This window comes from Paractinoplanes maris, from assembly GCF_023544465.1.
Lineage (GTDB): Bacteria > Actinomycetota > Actinomycetes > Mycobacteriales > Micromonosporaceae > Actinoplanes > Actinoplanes maris.
Map to the genome: position 1 here is coordinate 232,758 of NZ_JALPVL010000006.1, position 18,897 is coordinate 251,654.

The window sequence follows — 18,897 nt, forward strand, 5'->3', positions numbered from 1 at the left end:
GATCCGCGGCGAGCCGGCCCGGCCGCCGGAGCCCTGGTCAGTCTTCTCGACTGGTCGTCAGGACCATGCGATAGCGGGCGGCGCCGGTGAGCATGCGGTCGTAGGCGGACTGGACGTCGGCCAGCGGGCGCGTCTCGGTGCGGGGGCGGATGCCGGTGAGCGCGGCGAAACGCAGCGTCTCCTCGACGTCGCGGGCCGTGCCGGAGGGGTGGCCGTGGACCGTACGGGAAGTCGAGATGATCTGGAACGGGCTCACCTCGATCGGGGCCGGGTCGGCGCCGACGACGATCAGCTCGCCGTTCGCGGTCAGGCCGTCGATGGTGGCGCTCATCGCGGCCGAACTGCCGGCCGCGGCCAGCACGACCCGGGCGCCGCCCAGCGCCTGCAGCCGCGCCGCCACGTCACCGGCCTCGCTGTCCAGGTAGTGGTGGGCGCCCAGCTCGGCCGCGGCCGTCGCCTTGCCGGTGCCACGCGCCACCGCGACCGTCTCGAAGCCCATCTTGGCCGCGAACTGGACGGCCAGGTGCCCGAGGCCACCCAGTCCCAGCACCGCCACCAGGTCGCCCGGGCGGGCCGCCGATCGGCGCAGGCCGTTGAACGTGGCGACCCCCGCGCATCCCATCGGGGCGGCCTCGACCGCGCTGATCGCGTCGGGGATCCGGGCCAGCGCGGTCGCCGGCACGGTCAGCGCCTCGGCATAACCGCCCGGATAGGCCCATCCGGGGACCTGCACCCGTACGCAATGAATGAAGTCACCGGCCCGGCAGGGCACACAGACGCCGCAGTTGCCGCCGAACCAGCCGACGGCCACGCGATCGCTGGGCTGCCAGCCGGACACGTCGTCGCCGACGGCGTCCACCCGCCCGGCGATCTCGTGACCGGTGACGAGCGGGAAGGACACCGGGAACGCGGCGTCGACGAAGGCGGCGTCGGTCCGGCACACGCCGCAGGCCTCGACGGCGACGCGCACCTGGCCGCGGCCGGGGGCCGCCAGCTCACTTTCGACGATGCGGAACGGCGCGCCGGGGGCCGGGATCTGAGCGGAACGGAATGTTGTCATGACCGAATTCCACTCCGGCTGAGCCCTTGCCGAGCTGCCTAAACAGGTGCGGTTCAGCCTAGGAACAGCGGTACCAGCTTCAGCCCTGGACGCCCGCCCGCTCGCGCCGATACTTGGTGGCATGGCGCACAACGGTGACCTCAAGGAGTTCCTCCGCTCGCGGCGTGCGCGCCTGCGGCCCGAGGGCGACACCGCCGGCATCCGCCGGGTCCCGGGGTTGCGCCGTGAGGAGCTGGCCGCGCTCGCCGGGGTGAGCGTCGACTATTACGTCCGCCTCGAGCAGGGTCGCAATCTCAACCCCTCGGAGGCGGTGCTCGACGCGATCGCCCGCGCGCTGCGACTCGACGACACCGAGCGCGGTCACTTCTTCGAGCTGGCCCGGCCGCGGGCGGCCCGGCGCCGGCCGCCGCGCCGCCCGCAGCGGGTCGCCCCGGCGACCTATCAGTTGCTGGAGACGCTCGACGAGGCCGCGGCACCCGCCTTCATCGTGGGCCGGCGCATGGACGTGCTGGCGATCAACCACTCCGCGCGCGCCCTGATCTGCGACTTCAACGCGTTGCCGGCCCGCGAGCGCAATTACGCGCGGTTCATCTTCCTCGACGAGAACGCCCGCGATCTGCATCCCGACTGGGCCGTCATCGCGGCCGAGACCGTGGCCACGCTGCGGGTCGACGCCGGCCGGCATCCCGACGATCCCGACCTGTCCGCCCTGGTGGGCGAGCTCTCGGTGCGGAGCGAGGAGTTCCGGCGCTGGTGGGCCGACCACCAGGTGCTGGCCCGCACGAGCGGCACCAAGCGCTTCCGTCATCCGATCGTCGGCGACCTCACCATCACCTATCAGGCACTGGCCATGCCCGGTGACGCCGAGCAGACGATGTTCGTCTACACCGCACCGGCCGGCACGCCCGATCAGCACGCTCTGCGGCTGCTGCACCTGCGGGAGGGCGATCAAGCTCACCCTGATATGTCCGGGACGACGGGGTATCTGTCTGCTCAGGCAGGCAACGGGCACGGACGGGCGAGAGGATGACCATGAGCACTCTGGGCAGCAGCGGCATCGAGGTGTTCCCGCTCAATCTCGGCGGCAACGTCTTCGGCTGGACCAGCGACGAGGCGACCTCCCACCGGGTCCTGGACGCCTTCACCGGGGCCGGCGGCAACTTCATCGACACCGCGGACGGTTACTCGGCCTGGGTGCCGGGCAACTCGGGCGGCGAATCCGAGACGATCATCGGCCGGTGGCTGGCCGCGCGGGGCAACCGGGACCGCGTCGTCGTGGCCACCAAGGTCAGCCAGCACCCGCAGTTCCGGGGCCTGGCCGCCGCGAACGTCGCGGCCGCGGCGGACGCGTCCCTGGCCCGCCTCGGCACCGATTACATCGACCTCTACTACGCGCACTACGACGACGAGAGCACCCCGCTCGAGGAGACCGCGGGCGCCTTCGACGCGCTGGTCAAGGCGGGCAAGGTCCGCGCCGTCGGGGTCTCCAACTACACCGCCGGCCGCATCCGCGAGTGGTTCGAGGTCGCACGCCGCAACAACTTCGTGCTCCCCGTGGCTGTGCAGCCGCACTACAACCTGGTCGCCCGCAAGGCGTACGAGGGGAACATCGCCCCCGTGGCGGCCGAGGAAGGCCTGGCCGTGCTGCCCTACTACGCGCTGGCCAGCGGCTTCCTCACCGGCAAATACCGGACGACCGAGGACCTGGCCCGGGGGCCGCGCGGCGGTGGCGCCAAGACCTACCTCAACGAGGACGGCCTGGCCGTGATCAAGGTGCTGACCGACATCGCCGCCGGCCACGACGTCGAACCAGCCTCGGTGGCGCTCGCCTGGTTGCGCTCGCGGCCGCAGGTGGCCGCCCCGATCGCGAGCGCCCGCACCGTCGAGCAACTACCGGCCCTTCTGGCCTCGGCGACGCTCGAGCTGACCGCGGACGAGATCACCGCGCTCGACGAGGTCTCGGGCCGCGCTTTCTAAAGCTGGTAGGTCGCCACCGTGCTCTGCAGGTCGGCCGCCGTGCGGGCCAGGTCGGAGGCCGTCCGGCCTCATTGGCGCTGTTCGAGATCTCCCGGATCGAGAGGCCCATCTCCTCGGCCCCGGCGGCCACGGCCTGAACGCCCTCGGAGACCTGGCCGGCCGATTGCGACACCGTGGTGACCTGGGCCGACGTCTGTTCGGCGGAGGCGGCCAGCTGCGACGAGACCGATGACAGCTCCTCGGAGGCGGACGCCAGCAGGTCGGAGTTGGCGTGCACCCGCCCGACCGTGCCGGCCATGGCCTCGGCGGTCTGATTCAGCGTGCGCGCCATCTCGCCCACCTCGTCGGCGCTGTCCACCTGCACCCGTACGGTCAGATCGCCGGTGCCGACCCGCTTGAGCGCTCGCACGCAGCGCGAACGGGCCTCGGCGATGTGCTGCTGCGCGGCCGGGGACTGCACGGTGACCTCGGCCAGCCGGGCCAGCGGGATGCGCAGCGCGGCCATGGCATCGGTGACCGGGCCGCTTGTAGGGCCGCCCGGGCTTTGGTCCGCGCCGCATCGTCCACGGCCAATCCGCGATTCCGCCGACTCCAGCGAACATGAAACGGCTTTTCGCACCCGGGAAACCACAAAGACAAGTGCCGCCTTCCGGCGACACTTGTCTTCTGGAGCAGGGTTCAGCAGCTCAGGTTGTTACCGGTGGGCACGCCGAGAATGCCGGCGAAGCGGTTGTAGTTGTTGATCCGGCTCTGCACCTGGTCGGGGTGCGCGCCATTGCATTCGATGCTGTTGATGGCTTTGATCGTCGTGCCGAAGCCCTGCCCGCCGACCATCGCGTTGTGCGAGGTGGTGCCGGCGGCGCCGGTCCCGGTCATCCAATACCAGAGGCCGGTCTGCCACGAGATCGACGAGTTGGTGGCGACCAGGTTCGGGTTGTTCAGCAGGTCGACGCCGAGCGCGTTGCCGGCCGCGTAGTAATTGAAGTTCCAGCTCAGCTGAATCGGGCCGCGACCGTGATAGGCCGACTGACCGGCCGGGCACCCGTACGGCTGTGAATAGTCGCAGTAGTGCGGCCAGTTGGCCTGGTTGGTCTCGTCGATGAAGACCAGGCCGCCGGTCTCGTGTCCGACGTTGGCCAGGAAGGCCGCGGCTTCCTGCTTCTTCACGACGTCATCGCCGGAGGTGGCGAACGAGGGGAACTTCCTCATCGCGTCGGTGAGACCGGCGTACGTGTAGAAGCCGTTCCGCCCCGGGAACATCGCGTTGAACTGCGCCTCACTGACGACGAATCCGCCGGTGCTCCCGCCACCGTTGTTCCCGCCGCCGCCCCCACTGCAGGAGTAGGGCGACCAGTACCAGGTGCTGATGACCGGGTCGAAGCCCGGATTCTCATGCGATGCCTGGTAGTACTGCCCGTTCGTGTACCGCACGATGGCGCCGGCCGCGTAGTTCTGACCCGCCACCCAGTTCGGGTAGTTGCACGTGGTTCCACCGCCGGTGCCGCCACCACCGCTGTTGCCGTCACAGGCACCGTTGTCCTGCCAGACGTTCGAGCCGGCGGTGCTGGGCGCCTCGTTCTGCGTCCACCATTTCGCGGTCCAGTTCCGGCCGCTGTAGGACGCGGTCTGCCCACTGGTGTAGACCGCATTGTTGTTGTACGGGGTAACGCACGCGGCGGCCGCTTCCGAGGCCACCACCGGCACTACCGCGCCGACCACGCCCAGCCCGAGCGCAGCCAGCATCATCAGCAGACGTTTTGTTCTCATGGCGGACCTTTCGAGCGCCGAGGGGGATGAGCGCCGCGCAGCACATAGACCACACCAAATGTCTGCCTGATCCGTCAAGCAATCTGTAAACAAACTTTAGTCATTCTCTGAACCCTGCCTTTCCCACCCCGGCGGCGATCCCTTTCGCTCGGGGCCGGACCGTCACGCGGGTCCAGGGAAAGTGCCGGCCTGAACCGCGTCTCCGCGGTTCAGGCCGGCAATGTTCGGGTCAGGCGGCGTTCCGGGCCGGGACGCGCCACAGCCGGACCTTGTTGTCCGCGCCGGCGCTGATCACGCGCTTGCCGTCCGGGGTGATCCGCAGCGCCCAGACCGGCCGGTTGTGCCCGGTCAGCGGCGAGCCCTGGAGGTTCCCGGTCGTCGCGTTCCACACCCGTACGGTCCCGTCGTCACTGCCGGTGGCCAGGAGCTTCCCGTTCGGGCTGAACCGCATCGCGCGCACCGGGCCGGTGTGACCGGTCAGGGGTCCGGCGGCGGGCTGCCGGGTCGCCACGTTCCACAGCTGCACGGTGTTGTCGCCGCCGGACGAGGTGGCCAGCAGCTTTCCACCACGGCTGAACGTGATCGCGTACACCGGGCCGGAACTGGCGGTGAGCGGTTCGCCGGCCGGCCGGCCGGTGGCCGGGTCCCACAGCCGTACGGTGTTGCCGCCACCCGAGGTGGCCAGCAGCCGGCCGTTGGGGCTGAAAGTCATCGCGTACACCGGGCCGGGGCTCACGGTCAGGGCCGCGCCGACCGGCCGGCCGGTGCTGGTCTCCCACAGCCGGACGGTGTTGTCGTCGTCGGCGCCGGCGGTCACGAGGAGCTCGCCGTCCGGGCTGAACACGACGAAGCGTACGGCTCCGGTGTGACCGTTCAGGGTGCGCACCAGACGCCCGGTGGCGATGTTCCAGAGGCGGGCCGTGCCGTCGTCGCCCGCCGTGGCCATCAGCTGACCGGCCGGGCTGAACGCCACCGAGCGCACCGGTCCGACGTGTCCGGCCAGCGGATCACCGGACCGCTGCCCGGTGGTGGGATCCCACAGCGACACCTGACGGTCGCCGGCCACCGCCAGCAGCTTGCCGTCCGGGCTGAACCCGATGGAGTTGATCGGCCCGGCCTTGGCGGCGAGCGGCGGCCCAGCCCGGCGGCCGGTCGCCGTGTTCCACTGCCGGACCGTCGCGCGGCTGACGGTGGCGAAGACCTTGCCGTCCGGGCGCAGGGCGATGAGCCCGGCCATGCCGGGCAGAACGGTGCGGGCCCGCGCGGCGGCTCCGGTGGCGGTGTCCGCGATCCGGCTGTGCGCGACGAGTTCCCGGGGCGCGGAGAGCGTGGATTGCGGGTTGGCGCGCGCAGCGGTGATGGCGGTGAGCGCGAGCAGCCCGGTCAGGGCCACGGCAACGGCCCAACCGGCGCGACGACGTCGGCCACCGACCGTATAGTCACTGCTCGTGCCTTTACGATCTCTCTTGGTAGTCACTCCCGCACGGTAACGATCATGCGCGGGGCATTTCCGGGCTGTTGGCCGCGGTTCATCCGGCCGGGTTGCACCTCGCACAACGACCGCAGCGAGATCCACCGACGCCGGTGGATCCCGCCGCGGCAGTGATCAACCGATTCCGTACGCCCGGAAGACGGTGGCCTCGGTGTACGCGCCGCCGGCGACCGTGGCGCGAACCTTGAGCGCCACGGCGCTGGTCTTCGGGTTGGTGACGATCGCGTACCAGGTGCCGCCGACCTTCTGAACCGGGACGGTGCGCCACGTGTTGCCGCTGTCCGGCGACATCTGCGCGGTCATCTTGCTGACCTTCGGGTCGATGCCCCGCTTGGCGTCCGGGTCGACCGCGCCGCGGAGCAGCTTGATCGCGACCTTGGTGGTGGTGCCGGGCTTCGCCTTGTTCGTCATGCTGAGACCGGCCGGAGAAAGGTGCACGGAGTAGACCCCGGCCAGCGCACTGGCATTCGGCTTGGTCTGGAACCGGTACGTCACCCGGCTGGTCGTCGACAACATCCCGGACGGGAAGGTGATCTCCGGGTAGTAGCGGGTGGCGGTGTTCGTGAGCGTGTACCAGCCGGCCTTCTTGACCGTGTAATACATGTAGGTGCTTTCCGGCTCCCAGCCCTTGTCCTGCTTGACGGCGACTGCCTTCCCGCCGAAGCTCAGGGCGGCCGAGGCCTTGTCGCCCCCCTCGACCGAGCCGTCGCGGGGGAACGCCGGGTCGCTGAACATGTCGTTCAGGCCGAACTGGACCACGCCGCGGATCGTGACCGGCAGCTGCGCGCCCGGACCCCAGGCGGAGTTGAAGAAGCTCAGGTTGTACGTCTTCCCGGCGCTCACCGTGCGCTTCGCGAAGTAGCCGCCGATGTTCCAGGTCTCGCCGGACTTCGTGGCCGCCGACGAGTCGACCCGGACGTCCCAGGTGCCGGGCGAGACGAGCACGTTGCTGATGGTCGGCTTGTCGGTGCCGCCCAGGCCCGCGTACAGGCTGTCGCCGCACCCGCTGGTGACCGCCTGCATCGCCAGGCCGGAGTAGATGGAGCCGGACGGGCCGCGCTTCTGGACCACCCGCAGCGTGGCCAGCTGACCCCGGCTGAAGGTCCGCCCCAGTCCACCCGGCACGCCGTTGGCCTGGTGGAGCACCGTGTAGCTGGTGGAGGTGCCGGAGTTGTCACTCCACGAACCGAGCGCGGCGAAACCGAGATACTTCGAGGACTGCGGGACGACGTACAGCTTCGTACCGAAGGACCCGGACGCCTCGATCCCGTCACTCGCGCTGGTCCGGGTGCAGATGCGCATGCTGAGGGAGTGCTCGAGGCCCTTGGGGGCGGGGCTCAGCCCGAGCCCCACCGGCTTGCCCTGCCGGGCGTCGATCGTCAGCTTGGCCGAACCGGAGACGTTCACGGTCTTGCCGGACAGGGTGATCGTGTTACCGGTCGTCACGGAGGTGAGGACGGCGTACGTGCCCTTGGGCAGCTTCTTGGCGGTGCCGGAGCGCATCGAGTACGACGTGCTGCTCAGCACCTCGACCAGCTTCACGCCCGCGTTGACCTTGGCGCCGTTGCGGTTCACCACGGTGACGGTGAGCGTGTGAGTGGCGGCCACGGCGGCACCGCCCATGCCCAGCAGCAAAGCCGGGACCACGGCCAGGGCCAGCCCGCGGCCGAGGTGGGCGCGCTTGACGAAAGAGAGCATGGACGATCCCTCGCGGCGAAAGGAGAGGTATGGAGCCGCGATCATGCCATAGACGACGGTACGGTGTCGTCCCCTTGTCAGCGCTCAGAACAACTCGATGATCGGCGTATCGTCGGCCACGGCCGCCCCACCGCCGTGATCGCCGTGCGTGACCCGCTGCCGCGACATGACATGCCGGGCGCGCAGGTCGTCGACCGAGATGGCCCGTTCCCGCACGGTCTCCGCCGGCACCGAGCCTTCGGCGTAGCCGATCACATCTTCGGTCGCCTGTTTCACCTGGCCGACGGCGTCGCTGACGTGTTCCAGCAACTGCCGGGTGATGTCCTGGAACTGCACGTGCCCGACCGCTCCGGTGGTCTCCGCGGTGAGCGCGCCGGCGCTCTGCTCGACGTCGCGGAGCGCTTCCATCGTGTCGTGCAGGACTCCACTCACCATCTGCGACAACGCGCGCTGGGCATCGGCGATCCCGGTGAGCCGGCGGGTCATCGCGGTGTCCGCGCTCTCCACCGCGGCGCTCGTCGTGTCCTTCTCGAACGACGAGTCGTCAGACAACACCGTGTCGAGCCGGCCGGTCAGGTCGGCGATGCTGCTGCCGATGCCGTGCGCGGCCTTGGCCGAGCGGTCGGCCAGCTTGCGCACCTCGTCGGCGACGACCGCGAACCCCTCACCGGCGTCCCCGGCCCGCATCGCCTCGATCATGGCGTTCAACGCGAGGATGTTGGTGGCCCGGCTGACCTCCTCGATCTGGGCGACGTGCTGCTTGAGGCCGCGCATCTCGTCGACCAGCCCCCGGATCTGCTCATCGCGGTACAGGAAGTACCGCACCAGCCGATCCACCAGCTGGTCGTTCGACGAGGTGGCCTGACCCAGTTCGGATTCCGTACGCCCCAGCGTGCCGGCGAGCCGGGCGACGTCGGCCGCCGTCTGCTCGGCCAGCCCGTCGACCTTGATCATTTGCTCGACGATCGACTCGGCGGCCTCTCCGGTCTGCTCGATCACATCGCTGAGATGCGCGCCGACGACCTCGCAGCAGGCCGGCACGTCCTTCAGCCCGGTGGCCACAACGTCCGTCCGCACCCGCGAATCCATGGGTGCGGACGGCGCCGGCTGTCGGCGGAGAAGGCGGGACATCGGAACCTCCAGGAGGGCGCCGTCAGGCGCCGGGAACGACCTGCTTGATCACACCGAGGAGCTGGTCGGGCGCGACCGGCTTGACCAGCCAGCCGGTGGCGCCGGCGGTCTTGGCCTCGTTCCGCTTGGTCTGCTCGGACTCGGTGGTCAGCATCAGCATCGGGGTGAAACGCATCCCGGGCGCCTTGCGCGCCTCGCGGACGAACGTGATCCCGTCCATCTGCGGCATGTTGACGTCGCTGATGATCAGGTTGGGCTTGACGCCCTTGGCCAGCTTGTCCATGGCTTCCTTGCCGTGCCCGGCCGTCTCGACGGTGTAGCCGGCCTTGGTCAGGATCGACTTCAGGCTCATGAGCATGGTGGCGGAGTCGTCGACGAGCATCACAGTGGTCATGGAGGTTCACTCTCTGGTAGAACGGGCCCCCCACTGCTCCCCCTGAGCAGTGGCAGCACCTGCGTAGCCAAGAAGGCGTCCGTTGGTGACGAGGTAATCCTCGGCTGGAAAAGCAGCAGGGCCTGGAGCGCGCCGGTATGCAAATGGTTGCATCGCCGCAGATTGACCTTGGGTTTGATGGTGGTCCGGAGCCACGCCACCAGCGGCTCCACCTCGTCGACGGTCACGACGTCACTCAGGGTCGCGGTTGTCTCATTGAGCTCGAGCGGCAAGGCTGAGCACCTCCTTCATGTTGAGTACCAGGAGCACCAGACCGTCACCGAGCAGGGCCGTCCCGGAGAACTCGTCCGCGTAGGCGAGCAGTCCCTCCATCGGCTTGAGGATCACGTCGACCTCGCGGTGGAACTGCTCCACGAGCAGGCCGACGCGTTGGCCATGCATGCTGACGATGAGAATCGCGCGGTCGGCGGCCGGGTCGGCGGTCCACGGCATGTCGAGGGCCCGGGCCAGGTCGATGACCGGGACCACCTCGCCGCGGAGCACCACCACGTCCTGATGCAGCACCCGGCCGAGCTCCCCGGACGGCACCCGGACGGTTTCCACGACCAGGTCGACCGGAATCCCGAAGCGTTGCCCGGCGACGCTGACCACCATCACCTGGGTCACCGCCATCGAGAGGGGCAACCGCAGCCGGGTGGACGTTCCGCGCCCGAGCTGGGAACGCATGGTGACGGCGCCCCCCAGCTTCTCGACGCTGGCCCGCACCGCGTCCATGCCGACGCCACGGCCGGAGAGGTCGGACACCTGATCAGCGGTCGAGAAACCGGGCCGGAACACCAGGTCGACGGCGTCCGAGTCGGTGAGGGTCTCCAGCTCCTCCTCGCTGATCAGACCCTTCTCGTACGCCTTGCGCTTGACCTTGTCCGGGTCGATCCCCCGTCCGTCGTCGGCGATCTCGACGATCACGGCATCCCCGTCGGCCACCGCCGTGAGAGTGATCCGGGCGGCCGGCGCCTTACCGGCGGCCTGCCGGTCGGCGGAGGTCTCGATCCCGTGGTCGAGGCTGTTGCGCACCAGGTGGACGAGGGGGTCGCCGAGGGCCTCGATCACATCCTTGTCGGCCATCGTGTCCTCGCCCTCGGTGACCAGCTCGACGGTCTTCCCGAGCCGGCGGGAGAGGTCACGAATCAGGCGCGGGAACCGGGAGAACGCCACCGACAAGGGCAGCATGCGCACGTCCATCACGGCGGCCTGGAGTTCCTCCGCGATCCGGTGCAAGCCGGAGTACTGGTCCTTGATCCGGCGGCTGAGCACCCGGCTGCCGAACTCCTCCTCGGCCGCGTCGGCCAGGAAGGTCAGGCCGTTCTTGGCGACGTTGAGCTCGCCGACCAGCTCCATCAGGTGGTCGACCTTCTCCTGGTCGACCTTGAGGATGCGGGTGCCGACCTGGCCGCCGGGATCGTCGGCGCGGCCACGGTCGACGGGGGCCGCCCGCTCAACCGGCGGCGGGGGCGGCGGAGTCTCGTCGGGAGTGGGCCGAGCCTCGGTCAGCAGGCTGGTGAGCTGGGCGTTGAGCGTTTCGGCGTCCGGGTCGGCGGTCTCGACCGGAACGCCGAGCGCGGCCGCGGCGGCGGCGACCGAACGGGCCACCGCACTGAGCCGGACACCGGTCAGGGACTCGCCGAAGGTCAGCGAGCGCTGGGCGGCGGTGAGGATCGCGTACGCGTCGCGGGCGAGTTCGAGGTTCTCGGCTTGCGACTGCGCCGCGGCGGCGACCGCCGACTCGTCGGCCCGAGGCTCGGGCGGTTCCTCCCCGGTGAGGTGGCGGCGGATCGCGTCACCGTTCAGCTCGACGATCTCGATCTGGTCGGGAACGTACCGGAAGAGGTAGTCGAGTTCACCCCTCGCGGCCCGCGTCGCCAGCACGAAGCCGATCAGGCAGGCGTATTCGTCGTACTCCTCCGGTGGTGGCCACTCGAAAGGCTGGATCAGATCCAGCTGGGCCAGCGCCGGCACCTGGCTGACCAGGTGCAGCGGATCCTCGGCGCGGAAGAAGCAGCCCTGGTCGGGGGTGAACCGTATAAAACGCATCGTGGCCGAGGTCGAGCTCAGCCAGGTCGCACTCTTCTCCAGCCACTCCTCGTCGAACAGGGACAGCCAATCCGGCGCCCGGTCGATCACCGGTCCGGCGGGCACCGTGGCCGCGGACGGGTTCACCGTCGCCTGCTCACCGCCGAGCGGACCACGAAGCTTGACGATCAGGCTCTGCCCGGCCGGCCCGGCCGTCGCGGGCAGTCGCTCGTGGGTGGTCACGTACGCGAGCCAGCCGCGGATGAGATCGAACGCGGCCAGCAGATCGTCGGTCATGCCCGAGTCGAGCGAGAGCTTTCCGGAGCGTACGGCGTCGAGAAGGTCCTCGGCGGCGTGTGTGAGACGGGTCAGCTCCGGGAAGTCGAACAGGCCCGACGAACCCTTGAACGTGTGGGCCGCCCGGAACACCTCGTTGACCAATTCCGGGTCGCTCGGGTCGCGTTCGAGTTGCAGCAACCCCTCGTCGACCTGGCTGAGCAGATCGGCCGCCTCGGCGAGGAACTGGGCGAGAAGCGGGTTCATGCGGCGACGCCGGCCGTGAGCATCCGCGCGACCCGGGCCAGCCGTTCCGCGTTGACCGGCTTGACCAGGTAGAGATTCGCCCCGGCGGCGTACGCCCGGTCGGCGTCTCCCGGGCGGTCCTCGGTGCTGATCATCAAGACCGGTGCCGGTGTGCCCACCGTCTCCGACCGCAGGGTCTCGACGCAGGTGTAGCCGTTCATCTTCGGCATGTTGACATCGACCACGAACAGGTCGAAGGCGGTGGACAGGGCCGCCTCGACCGCCTCGAGCCCGTTGGCCGCCTCGGCGACCTCGAAGCCGGCCTCGTCCAGCAGCGTCCTGTGATAGAGCCGCACCGTCGCGGCGTCGTCGACCACCAGCACCTTGGGACGGTTGTCGGTCATCGGTTGGCTCCGATCGGTCGTTGATAGACGATGCCCTCGGGCAGGCGCGTCGGCGTGAAGATCGGCGAGATGCGGCTCATCGACTCGGAATGGCCGAGGAAGAGGTAACCGCCGGGGCGCATGGCGCCGTACAGGTTCTCGGCCGCCCGCCGGCTGGACAATTCGTCGAAGTAGATCAGCACGTTGCGGCAGAAGATCACGTCGAACTCCCGGAACGGCCGCATCGCGAGGGTGTCGCATATGTTGACCTGGTGCAGCGTGACAGCGCCACGGATACCTTCGTCGAGCTGAAAGCGACCCGCGCCGAGTGGGGTGAAGTACTTCTCGCGCCACTTCGCCGGCACCCGTTGCAGCGAGCGCTCACCGTAGCTGGCGTGCCGGGCGCGTGAGAGCACGTCGCTGTCGATGTCGGCGCCGTGGATCTCCACGTCGATCCGGTCGATCAGATCCCACTCCTCGAGCAACCGCAGAGCGATCGAATACGGCTCCTCACCGGTGGAGCACGGCAAGGAAAGGATCTTGAGTGGACCGACGATGCGGTTCGGCCCGCCTCGCAGCGCGAGCACGTCCGGCAGCACAGTTCGCAGCATCGAGTCGAACTGGTAGTCCTCCCGCAGGAAATACGTCTCGTTGACGGTGAGCTGGTTGATCAGTTCCTGCAGCAGGTCGGACCGGTCGTTGAGACGCAGCGCCGCGAACCAGGAGGTGAAGGTGTCGAACTGCGAATTGCGGATGCACGCGTCGATGCGCTTGTCGACGAAGTAGCGCTTGGCCGAGGTGAACTGGATCCCGGTGCGCTTGTAGAAGTAGTCCCGGAATTTCTCGAAGTCGGCCTGGCTCAGCCCGGCACCGGTCGTGGCCGCACTGGTCATCGCAGGGCCGCCTCGACCGTGAATCGCAGGAACGGGTCGTCCGGGAACCGCTGCACGGCGGCGCGCAGCAGGTCGTGGTGCTCGAGCTCGAGCGACGGGAGCAGCGCGTCGATCGCCGCGGTGACCACGTTCGGGTGGTCGTCCTCGGCGATCATCTGCGCCAGCCAGGTCTGCGACCCGGGATGCGGCAGGTCGGCCAGCACCATCGCGGTCATCACCCGGACGTCATGGTCGGGGTCGGCGAGCAGGCCCGGGATGATCGCCGGCACCGAGACCGGCATGGTGGCCAGGGCCTCGGCCGCGGCCGTCCGCAAACCGGCGTCATCGCTGGCCAGGTGTCCGCCGAGGCCGGTGGCGACCGCCGCGGTGTCGTGCGCCGCGAGGGTGGTCAGCACGGCGTCACGTACGAGGGGATCGGTCTCGGCGGCGACCCGGCGCAGCAGCGCGGGCACTGCCTCGGCGACACCTCCCAAACCGAGCGCCGCTTCGCGGCGGCAGTCCGGGTCGGCGTCGTCGAGCTGACGCATCAAGGTACCGGTGGTCGGCGGCGCGGCCGTCTCCTCGGGCGGTGGCGCGTTGCGGCGGACGAGTCCCACGGTGTCTCCCCTCTGTTCTTGTTGTCAGCGGACCCAGTCCGCGAGGCGCTCCGCGATGTCGTACGAGGGCAGGGTGACAGTCGCTCCGCCCCGCCGGTGCAGCTCGCCCGGCATGCCCCAGACCACGGCCGTCTCCTCGGACTCGGCGATCGTCCGGCCGCCACCGGCGTGCACCTCGGCCATCTCGGTCGCACCGTCGTCGCCCATGCCGGTCAGCAGGGTGCAGACCAGACGCTCGGCCGGCACGTGCCGCCGGGCCGAGCTGACCAGGCGGTCCACGCTCGGATGCCACCGATACTCGGCGCCGGCGGGCACGCTCTTGACGATCAGACCGTCCGTGCGCCGCGCCACGACCACGTCGTTGCTGCCCCGGCCCAGATAGATGTGGCCGCGTTCCACGTTCATGATCCGGTCGACTTCGTGCACCCGCAGCTGGCAGAGATCGTCCAGCCGGCGCGCCAGGGTGGCGGTGAACGACGCCGGGATGTGCTGCGCGACGACCACCGGGGCACCCAGGGTGGCCGGCAGTCGCGGCAACAGGTCGGCGAGCAGGTTGGGACCGCCGGTCGACGAGCCGATCAGCACCAGGTCGACCTCGCCCGCCTGGCCGGGCCGGGTTGCCGCCGGTCGTACGGGGGCGGACCGGAGCCGCTCGCGCAGGCCGCGGACCCGGCTGATCCGCGCCGTCGCCGCGGCGCGCACCTTGCTGACGATCTCGGCGGCGACCTCGTCGATGTTGAGCGAGACCGTGCCGCCCGGCTTGGCCACGTAATCGACCGCACCGAGCTCGAGCGCCTCGAACGTGATCAAGGCGTTCTTCTCGGTCAGCGACGACAGCATGACGACCGGGGTGGGCTGCTCCGCCATGATCTTGGCGAGGCAGGTCATGCCGTCCATCTCCGGCATGTTGATGTCGAGGGTCACGACATCCGGCCGTACGCGGGTCAGTTGCTCGAGGGCATCGACGCCGTTGCGGGCGGTGTGGACGTCGAAGCCGTCGTCCTCGAGGATGCCCTTGACCGCCCGGCGCATCAACGCCGAATCGTCGACGACCAGGACGGATGTGGTTGCCACGCGCATTCTCCGCTCAGACGGCGACAAGGTCGTCGATGGGAACGACTTCGGTCAGCGCGGCCTCCTCCAGGACCGCCGCCTGCTCGGCCGCCAGCAGCTGGTCGACCTGCACCAGCAGCAGCATCCGCTTCTGCTCGGGCAGGTTCGCGACCCGCGACACCAGGCGGGCCTGCTCGGCCGAGAGTTGCGGCGCCGGCTCCAGCACCTGCCGGCCGACCCGGGCCACCTCGGCCACCGAGTCCACGATGAAGCCGGTGCGCACCCCGCCGATGATCAGCACGACGATGCGCTGACGCTCGTCGCGCTCCCCGCGCGGCAGGCCCAGCCGGGTCCGCAGGTCGACCACCGGCAGAACCGTGCCGCGCAGGTTGACCAGGCCTTCCACGAAATCGAACGACTTCGGCACCCGGATCAGCGCCTCCGGGACCCGGATGATCTCCTGGACGGTGTCGACGTCGACGGCATACTCCTCGTCGTCCAACCGGAACACGACGAACAGCTCCTCGTCGCCCCTGCCGTCATCGGCCATGCCCTGCTCCTCACCCGTCTGTGGTGGGTCCTCGTGCCCCTGGTGCTCGGCGATCTCGTTGCGCACCTCCGGGGAATCGAACATCCGGTTGACGCTCAGCACGGACACCAGGCGCTTGCCGTCCTCGAGCCGGCAGACCGACTCCACCTCGCTCTTGCGGCCGTCGCCGGCCATGAACCCCGGCAGCGGCGCCACCAGCTGGTGCGGGACGCGGAGAACCTCGCGGACCGTGTCCATCACGACGCCGACCACGCCACCGTCGATCGAGACCACGACGATCCGGTTCTGCGGCTCCAGCGGCGTGACCGGCAGGCCGAACACCCGCCGCATGCTCACCACCGGCAACAGCCGTCCCCGTAGGTCGACCACACCGAGCACGCGGCTGCCGGCGTTCGGCACGTGGCTGATCGACTCGGGCGCCTGCACGATCTCCTGAACCTGGTCGATCGGCAGCGCGTACTCCTGACCCTGCACCGCGAAGCTGACCAGCTCGAGCGTGTCGTCCAGCTCGGCGTCCGCGTCGTCGCGCTCGCTCATCGGCCGGCTCACCGCCGCCTTGTCCGTGCCCCGGACTCGGGACTCCAGATGGGCGAACTGGCTGCCCACGAGACGGTCCACGTCGAGGATCGTCGTCATGTCGCCGCCGTCCGCCTTGATCACGCCGACCAGCACATCGGAGCGGACGGTGGACTGCACCGACTCGCCCGACTCCATCGCGGCCGGGTCGACGCTGATCACGCTGGCCACCCGGTCGACCACGAAACCGAGCGGCACGCCGCCGTCCACCACGATCACTCGGGTGGTCTCGTCGTGGGCCGCCTGCTCCATGTCGCAGCAGTCCCGCAGGCTCACCACCGGCAGCACACGGCCCCGCAGGTTGGCCAGGCCCTCCAGCGAGGGCGGGCCGAGCGGCACCTTCACCACGGCGGGCATCCGGATGATCTCCTGTACCCGGCTCATCGGGAAGGCGTACCGCTCCCCGGCCATGTCGAACGTGACGTAGCCGTTGTCGCCATCGATGGCTTCCTCGCCGGCTGTCAGATCGTCGTCGCTGCTCATCAGTGCGTCCCCTTGCCTAGGAGCCGACGTTCTGCAACTCGTCGGCGAGGGCGGCGATCTCCTCGACCGCGGCGGCCAGCTCCTCGGCGCCCTGCGCCTGCTCGCGGGCCGCGGTCGAAGCCTGCGCGGCCAGTTGCTCGGCCTCGCTGGCCGCCGTGGAGATCTGCTCGAGGCCGGTCTTCACCTCACCGAGCACGTCGGCGATCTGCTCGGCCGACTCCTTCACCTCCGAGTTCCCGGCCCGGACCTGCTGCATGTCACGTTCGATCTCCTCCAGCCGGGCCGTCGTGGCCTTGGCCGCCTCCGCCTCGGCCAACGCCTGGCGGCTGGTCTCCTCCAGGTCGCCCCGGACCTCGACGATCCGGTCCTGGACCGCCTTGACCAGGTCCTTGATGCGGTCCGCGTTGTCCGCGGAGTCCCGAGCCAGGTTGCGGATGTCCGTGGAGACCACCGCGAAGCCCTTGCCGAACTCGCCGGCCCGCGCCGACTCGACCGACCCGTTGACGGCCAGCATGTTGGTCTGGATGGACACGTTCGCGATGGCGTCCACGATCTTGTCGATCCGGCGGGAGATCTGCTCCAGCTCGCTGACCCGGCGGACGTTCTCGATGCCGTCCCGGGCCGCCGTCCCGATCGCCTCGATCATCGAGTCGACCGCTGACTTGTTCTCGCCGAGCGACTGGAGAATGATGTCCGACCGCTCGACCGCTGCGCCGCCGCGACGCGAGGAGAGCTGGGCACCCTGCTCGATCTGGTTGACCGCCTCAGCGGTCTGCTGACCCTTCTCGGCGGCCGTGCGGGCGCCCGTATTGATCTGGGTGATCGCCGTGTTGATCTGGGTGGCCGCGCGGTTGATCTCCTCGACCGCGGCTGACAGCTCCTCGGCCGCGGCCGCGACCTCCTCGGCGCTCTTGTTGATGTCGGTGCTGCTTCGCAGGCCCTCAGAGATCTCCGACAGCTCCTCCGCGGCCTGCTCGCTCTGCCGCAACGCCTGGGTCTGCTGGCCGACCGTCTGCAGGGACTCCTCGCACGCGGCGGACTGCTGTTCCGCCGCCGCCGCGATCTGCTCGGACAGGCTCTTCGCCATGCCCGCGGCGCGCCGTGACTCCTGCGCCGCGGTCGCCATCTCGGTGGCACCCGTCATGATCGTGCCCATGTCGGCCCGGATGCCCTCCAGCTGCGAGGTGATGGACTTGCCCTTCTCCACCTCGCCGCGGGACGTGTCGGCCGACTGCTGCACACCGGTAGCGATCGCGGTGACCCCCTCGCGGACCTCGTCGATGAGGTCCCGGATCTGCCGCGCGCTGCGCTCGCTGGTCTCGGCCAGAGTGCGCACCTCGTCCGCCACCACGGCGAAGCCCTTGCCGTGCTGACGCGCCCGAGCTGCCTCGATCGCGGCGTTCAGGGCGAGCAGATTCGTCTGGTCGGCGATGTGCGCGACCGTCTTGACGATCTCGCCGATCTCGTCCGCCTGCTTCTCCAGCTCGGTGATCGTCACGACGGAGGTGCTCTGGCGGGTGGCGGCACTGTCCACGTTAGCCAGCAGGCCGTTGATCCCCGTGCGGGTCTCGTTGAGCAGGTTCTGCAGCGCCTGACTGAGTTGGGCGATCTCCTGGGTGGTCTGCTCCTGGCGCCCGACCCGCTCCTCGACCTGATTCATCGCGGCGAGGCTCTGCTGAGTCGCGCCCGACGCCTCCTCGGCGCCGGCCGAGATCTGCTGCATCGACTCGGTGAGCTGGCGGGAGGCCTCGGCGGCCTCGGCGTTCTGGGCGGAGATCTCGGCGGTGGCGGCGGCGATCCGTTCGGCTGCCTGCTGTTGTTTCGCCACCGAACGGGCCTGGCGCCGGTTCGCGTCGGTGTCACCGCCGTGGGACGCCTTGGTCGCGACCGGCGCCGACGCGGGCCGGGTGGTTCGCGCGTGATCGGTGACCCGCCCGTTGGCGGAGCTCGTCGTCAATGGCATGGGGGTGGTCTCCCCTCTCTTGTAACTGCCGTACGCATACGCGTCATGGACATCCGGAGTCGGGGAAAAACCGCTGGTAGACGGGCCTTCCTCACCTACGGGAATCCTGGCATCGGCAGCCACCGGGGAGAGGCGATATAGAACTACTTCAACGGAAACCAGCTTCGGCCCAGCGACACACTTCTATTCCTGCCGATGGGCGCGGAATGTCGTGGTGTGGGCGAGCATTTCGTGGCGAGGAGCGACCAGGACGATCGCGCGACTCAGCACAAAAAGAGGCCGTGACCCG

At 69.6% G+C, this 18,897-nt stretch carries 16 protein-coding genes and 1 pseudogene; 2 read left to right on the forward strand and 15 right to left on the reverse strand.

Features of this window, described 5'->3' with window-relative positions:
- Window positions 1-37: 37 nt before the first annotated feature.
- A complete protein-coding gene (locus NAG42_RS44155) occupies window positions 38-1,060 on the reverse strand; it encodes an alcohol dehydrogenase catalytic domain-containing protein (protein ID WP_284045535.1) in 1,023 nt (340 codons plus the stop codon).
- 121 nt (window positions 1,061-1,181) lie between these two features.
- On the opposite strand from NAG42_RS44155, the gene NAG42_RS18995 reads away from it, so the two are divergent.
- Together NAG42_RS18995 and NAG42_RS19000 are read left to right on the forward strand one after the other, a co-directional pair.
- Window positions 1,182-2,090, forward strand: coding sequence for a helix-turn-helix domain-containing protein (locus NAG42_RS18995; RefSeq protein WP_250031703.1), 909 nt, complete (start codon window positions 1,182-1,184; stop codon window positions 2,088-2,090).
- A complete protein-coding gene (locus NAG42_RS19000; protein ID WP_250031704.1) occupies window positions 2,087-3,037 on the forward strand; it encodes an aldo/keto reductase in 951 nt (316 codons plus the stop codon). The genes NAG42_RS18995 and NAG42_RS19000 overlap by 4 nt, the downstream gene beginning before the upstream one ends.
- Here NAG42_RS19000 and NAG42_RS19005 read toward each other — a convergent pair.
- The 14 genes and pseudogenes from NAG42_RS19005 to NAG42_RS45515 form a co-directional block, all read right to left on the reverse strand.
- Window positions 3,000-3,542, reverse strand: coding sequence for a HAMP domain-containing protein (locus tag NAG42_RS19005; RefSeq protein ID WP_250031705.1), 543 nt, complete (start codon window positions 3,540-3,542; stop codon window positions 3,000-3,002). The genes NAG42_RS19000 and NAG42_RS19005 overlap by 38 nt on opposite strands.
- Before the next feature lie 173 nt (window positions 3,543-3,715).
- The gene (locus tag NAG42_RS19010; protein ID WP_250031706.1) at window positions 3,716-4,804 is read right to left on the reverse strand and encodes a glycoside hydrolase family 19 protein; all 1,089 of its coding nucleotides are present in this window, start codon (window positions 4,802-4,804) and stop codon (window positions 3,716-3,718) included.
- A gap of 229 nt (window positions 4,805-5,033) precedes the next feature.
- Window positions 5,034-6,197 (reverse strand): WD40 repeat domain-containing protein, encoded by a 1,164-nt coding sequence (locus tag NAG42_RS19015; RefSeq protein ID WP_250031707.1) that lies wholly within the window; start codon window positions 6,195-6,197, stop codon window positions 5,034-5,036.
- A 213-nt stretch (window positions 6,198-6,410) separates the two neighbouring features.
- Window positions 6,411-7,994: a hypothetical protein gene (locus NAG42_RS19020; RefSeq protein WP_250031708.1), complete on the reverse strand. Its 1,584-nt coding sequence runs from the start codon at window positions 7,992-7,994 to the stop codon at window positions 6,411-6,413.
- 84 nt (window positions 7,995-8,078) lie between these two features.
- Window positions 8,079-9,071, reverse strand: a complete 993-nt coding sequence (locus NAG42_RS44160; RefSeq protein ID WP_308201160.1) for a methyl-accepting chemotaxis protein — start codon at window positions 9,069-9,071, stop codon at window positions 8,079-8,081.
- Between the two features lie 76 nt (window positions 9,072-9,147).
- Window positions 9,148-9,519 carry a response regulator gene (locus NAG42_RS19030; RefSeq protein WP_250031709.1) on the reverse strand — a complete coding sequence of 124 codons (372 nt, stop codon included), beginning with the start codon at window positions 9,517-9,519 and terminating at the stop codon, window positions 9,148-9,150.
- Window positions 9,520-9,771: 252 nt separating this feature from the next.
- Window positions 9,772-12,132: a chemotaxis protein CheA gene (locus tag NAG42_RS19035; RefSeq protein WP_250031710.1), complete on the reverse strand. Its 2,361-nt coding sequence runs from the start codon at window positions 12,130-12,132 to the stop codon at window positions 9,772-9,774.
- Window positions 12,129-12,515 carry a response regulator gene (locus NAG42_RS19040; RefSeq protein ID WP_250031711.1) on the reverse strand — a complete coding sequence of 129 codons (387 nt, stop codon included), beginning with the start codon at window positions 12,513-12,515 and terminating at the stop codon, window positions 12,129-12,131. The genes NAG42_RS19035 and NAG42_RS19040 overlap by 4 nt, the downstream gene beginning before the upstream one ends.
- On the reverse strand, window positions 12,512-13,387 hold the full coding sequence (locus NAG42_RS19045; RefSeq protein WP_250031712.1) for a CheR family methyltransferase: 876 nt from the start codon (window positions 13,385-13,387) through the stop codon (window positions 12,512-12,514). Before NAG42_RS19045 ends, NAG42_RS19040 begins: the two co-directional genes overlap by 4 nt.
- The gene (locus tag NAG42_RS19050) at window positions 13,384-13,983 is read right to left on the reverse strand and encodes a HEAT repeat domain-containing protein (RefSeq protein WP_250031713.1); all 600 of its coding nucleotides are present in this window, start codon (window positions 13,981-13,983) and stop codon (window positions 13,384-13,386) included. Before NAG42_RS19050 ends, NAG42_RS19045 begins: the two co-directional genes overlap by 4 nt.
- A 24-nt stretch (window positions 13,984-14,007) precedes the next feature.
- Complete coding sequence (gene cheB / locus NAG42_RS19055; protein ID WP_250031714.1) at window positions 14,008-15,057, reverse strand: chemotaxis-specific protein-glutamate methyltransferase CheB; 1,050 nt, start codon at window positions 15,055-15,057, stop codon at window positions 14,008-14,010.
- Window positions 15,058-15,070: 13 nt separating this feature from the next.
- Window positions 15,071-16,645 carry a chemotaxis protein CheW gene (locus tag NAG42_RS19060; RefSeq protein ID WP_250031715.1) on the reverse strand — a complete coding sequence of 525 codons (1,575 nt, stop codon included), beginning with the start codon at window positions 16,643-16,645 and terminating at the stop codon, window positions 15,071-15,073.
- 16 nt (window positions 16,646-16,661) lie between these two features.
- Window positions 16,662-17,801, reverse strand: a complete 1,140-nt coding sequence (locus NAG42_RS45510) for a methyl-accepting chemotaxis protein (RefSeq protein WP_438872424.1) — start codon at window positions 17,799-17,801, stop codon at window positions 16,662-16,664.
- Window positions 17,799-18,608 (reverse strand): annotated as a pseudogene (locus tag NAG42_RS45515) (methyl-accepting chemotaxis protein); the annotation flags it as partial. The pseudogene NAG42_RS45515 and the gene NAG42_RS45510, both read right to left, overlap by 3 nt.
- Window positions 18,609-18,897 lie beyond the last annotated feature (289 nt).

What these genes read in the sequence shown, in the direction of transcription:
- NAG42_RS44155 (WP_284045535.1), bottom strand. Translation starts at nt 1,060, where the DNA reads ATGACAACATTCCGTTCCGCTCAGATCCCGGCCCCCGGCGCGCCGTTC.
- NAG42_RS18995 (WP_250031703.1), top strand. Translation starts at nt 1,182, where the DNA reads ATGGCGCACAACGGTGACCTCAAGGAGTTCCTCCGCTCGCGGCGTGCG.
- NAG42_RS19000 (WP_250031704.1), top strand. Translation starts at nt 2,087, where the DNA reads ATGACCATGAGCACTCTGGGCAGCAGCGGCATCGAGGTGTTCCCGCTC.
- NAG42_RS19005 (WP_250031705.1), bottom strand. Translation starts at nt 3,542, where the DNA reads ATGGCCGCGCTGCGCATCCCGCTGGCCCGGCTGGCCGAGGTCACCGTG.
- NAG42_RS19010 (WP_250031706.1), bottom strand. Translation starts at nt 4,804, where the DNA reads ATGAGAACAAAACGTCTGCTGATGATGCTGGCTGCGCTCGGGCTGGGC.
- NAG42_RS19020 (WP_250031708.1), bottom strand. Translation starts at nt 7,994, where the DNA reads ATGCTCTCTTTCGTCAAGCGCGCCCACCTCGGCCGCGGGCTGGCCCTG.
- NAG42_RS19030 (WP_250031709.1), bottom strand. Translation starts at nt 9,519, where the DNA reads ATGACCACTGTGATGCTCGTCGACGACTCCGCCACCATGCTCATGAGC.
- NAG42_RS19035 (WP_250031710.1), bottom strand. Translation starts at nt 12,132, where the DNA reads ATGAACCCGCTTCTCGCCCAGTTCCTCGCCGAGGCGGCCGATCTGCTC.
- NAG42_RS19040 (WP_250031711.1), bottom strand. Translation starts at nt 12,515, where the DNA reads ATGACCGACAACCGTCCCAAGGTGCTGGTGGTCGACGACGCCGCGACG.
- NAG42_RS19045 (WP_250031712.1), bottom strand. Translation starts at nt 13,387, where the DNA reads ATGACCAGTGCGGCCACGACCGGTGCCGGGCTGAGCCAGGCCGACTTC.
- NAG42_RS19060 (WP_250031715.1), bottom strand. Translation starts at nt 16,645, where the DNA reads ATGAGCAGCGACGACGATCTGACAGCCGGCGAGGAAGCCATCGATGGC.
- NAG42_RS45510 (WP_438872424.1), bottom strand. Translation starts at nt 17,801, where the DNA reads ATGGGCACGATCATGACGGGTGCCACCGAGATGGCGACCGCGGCGCAG.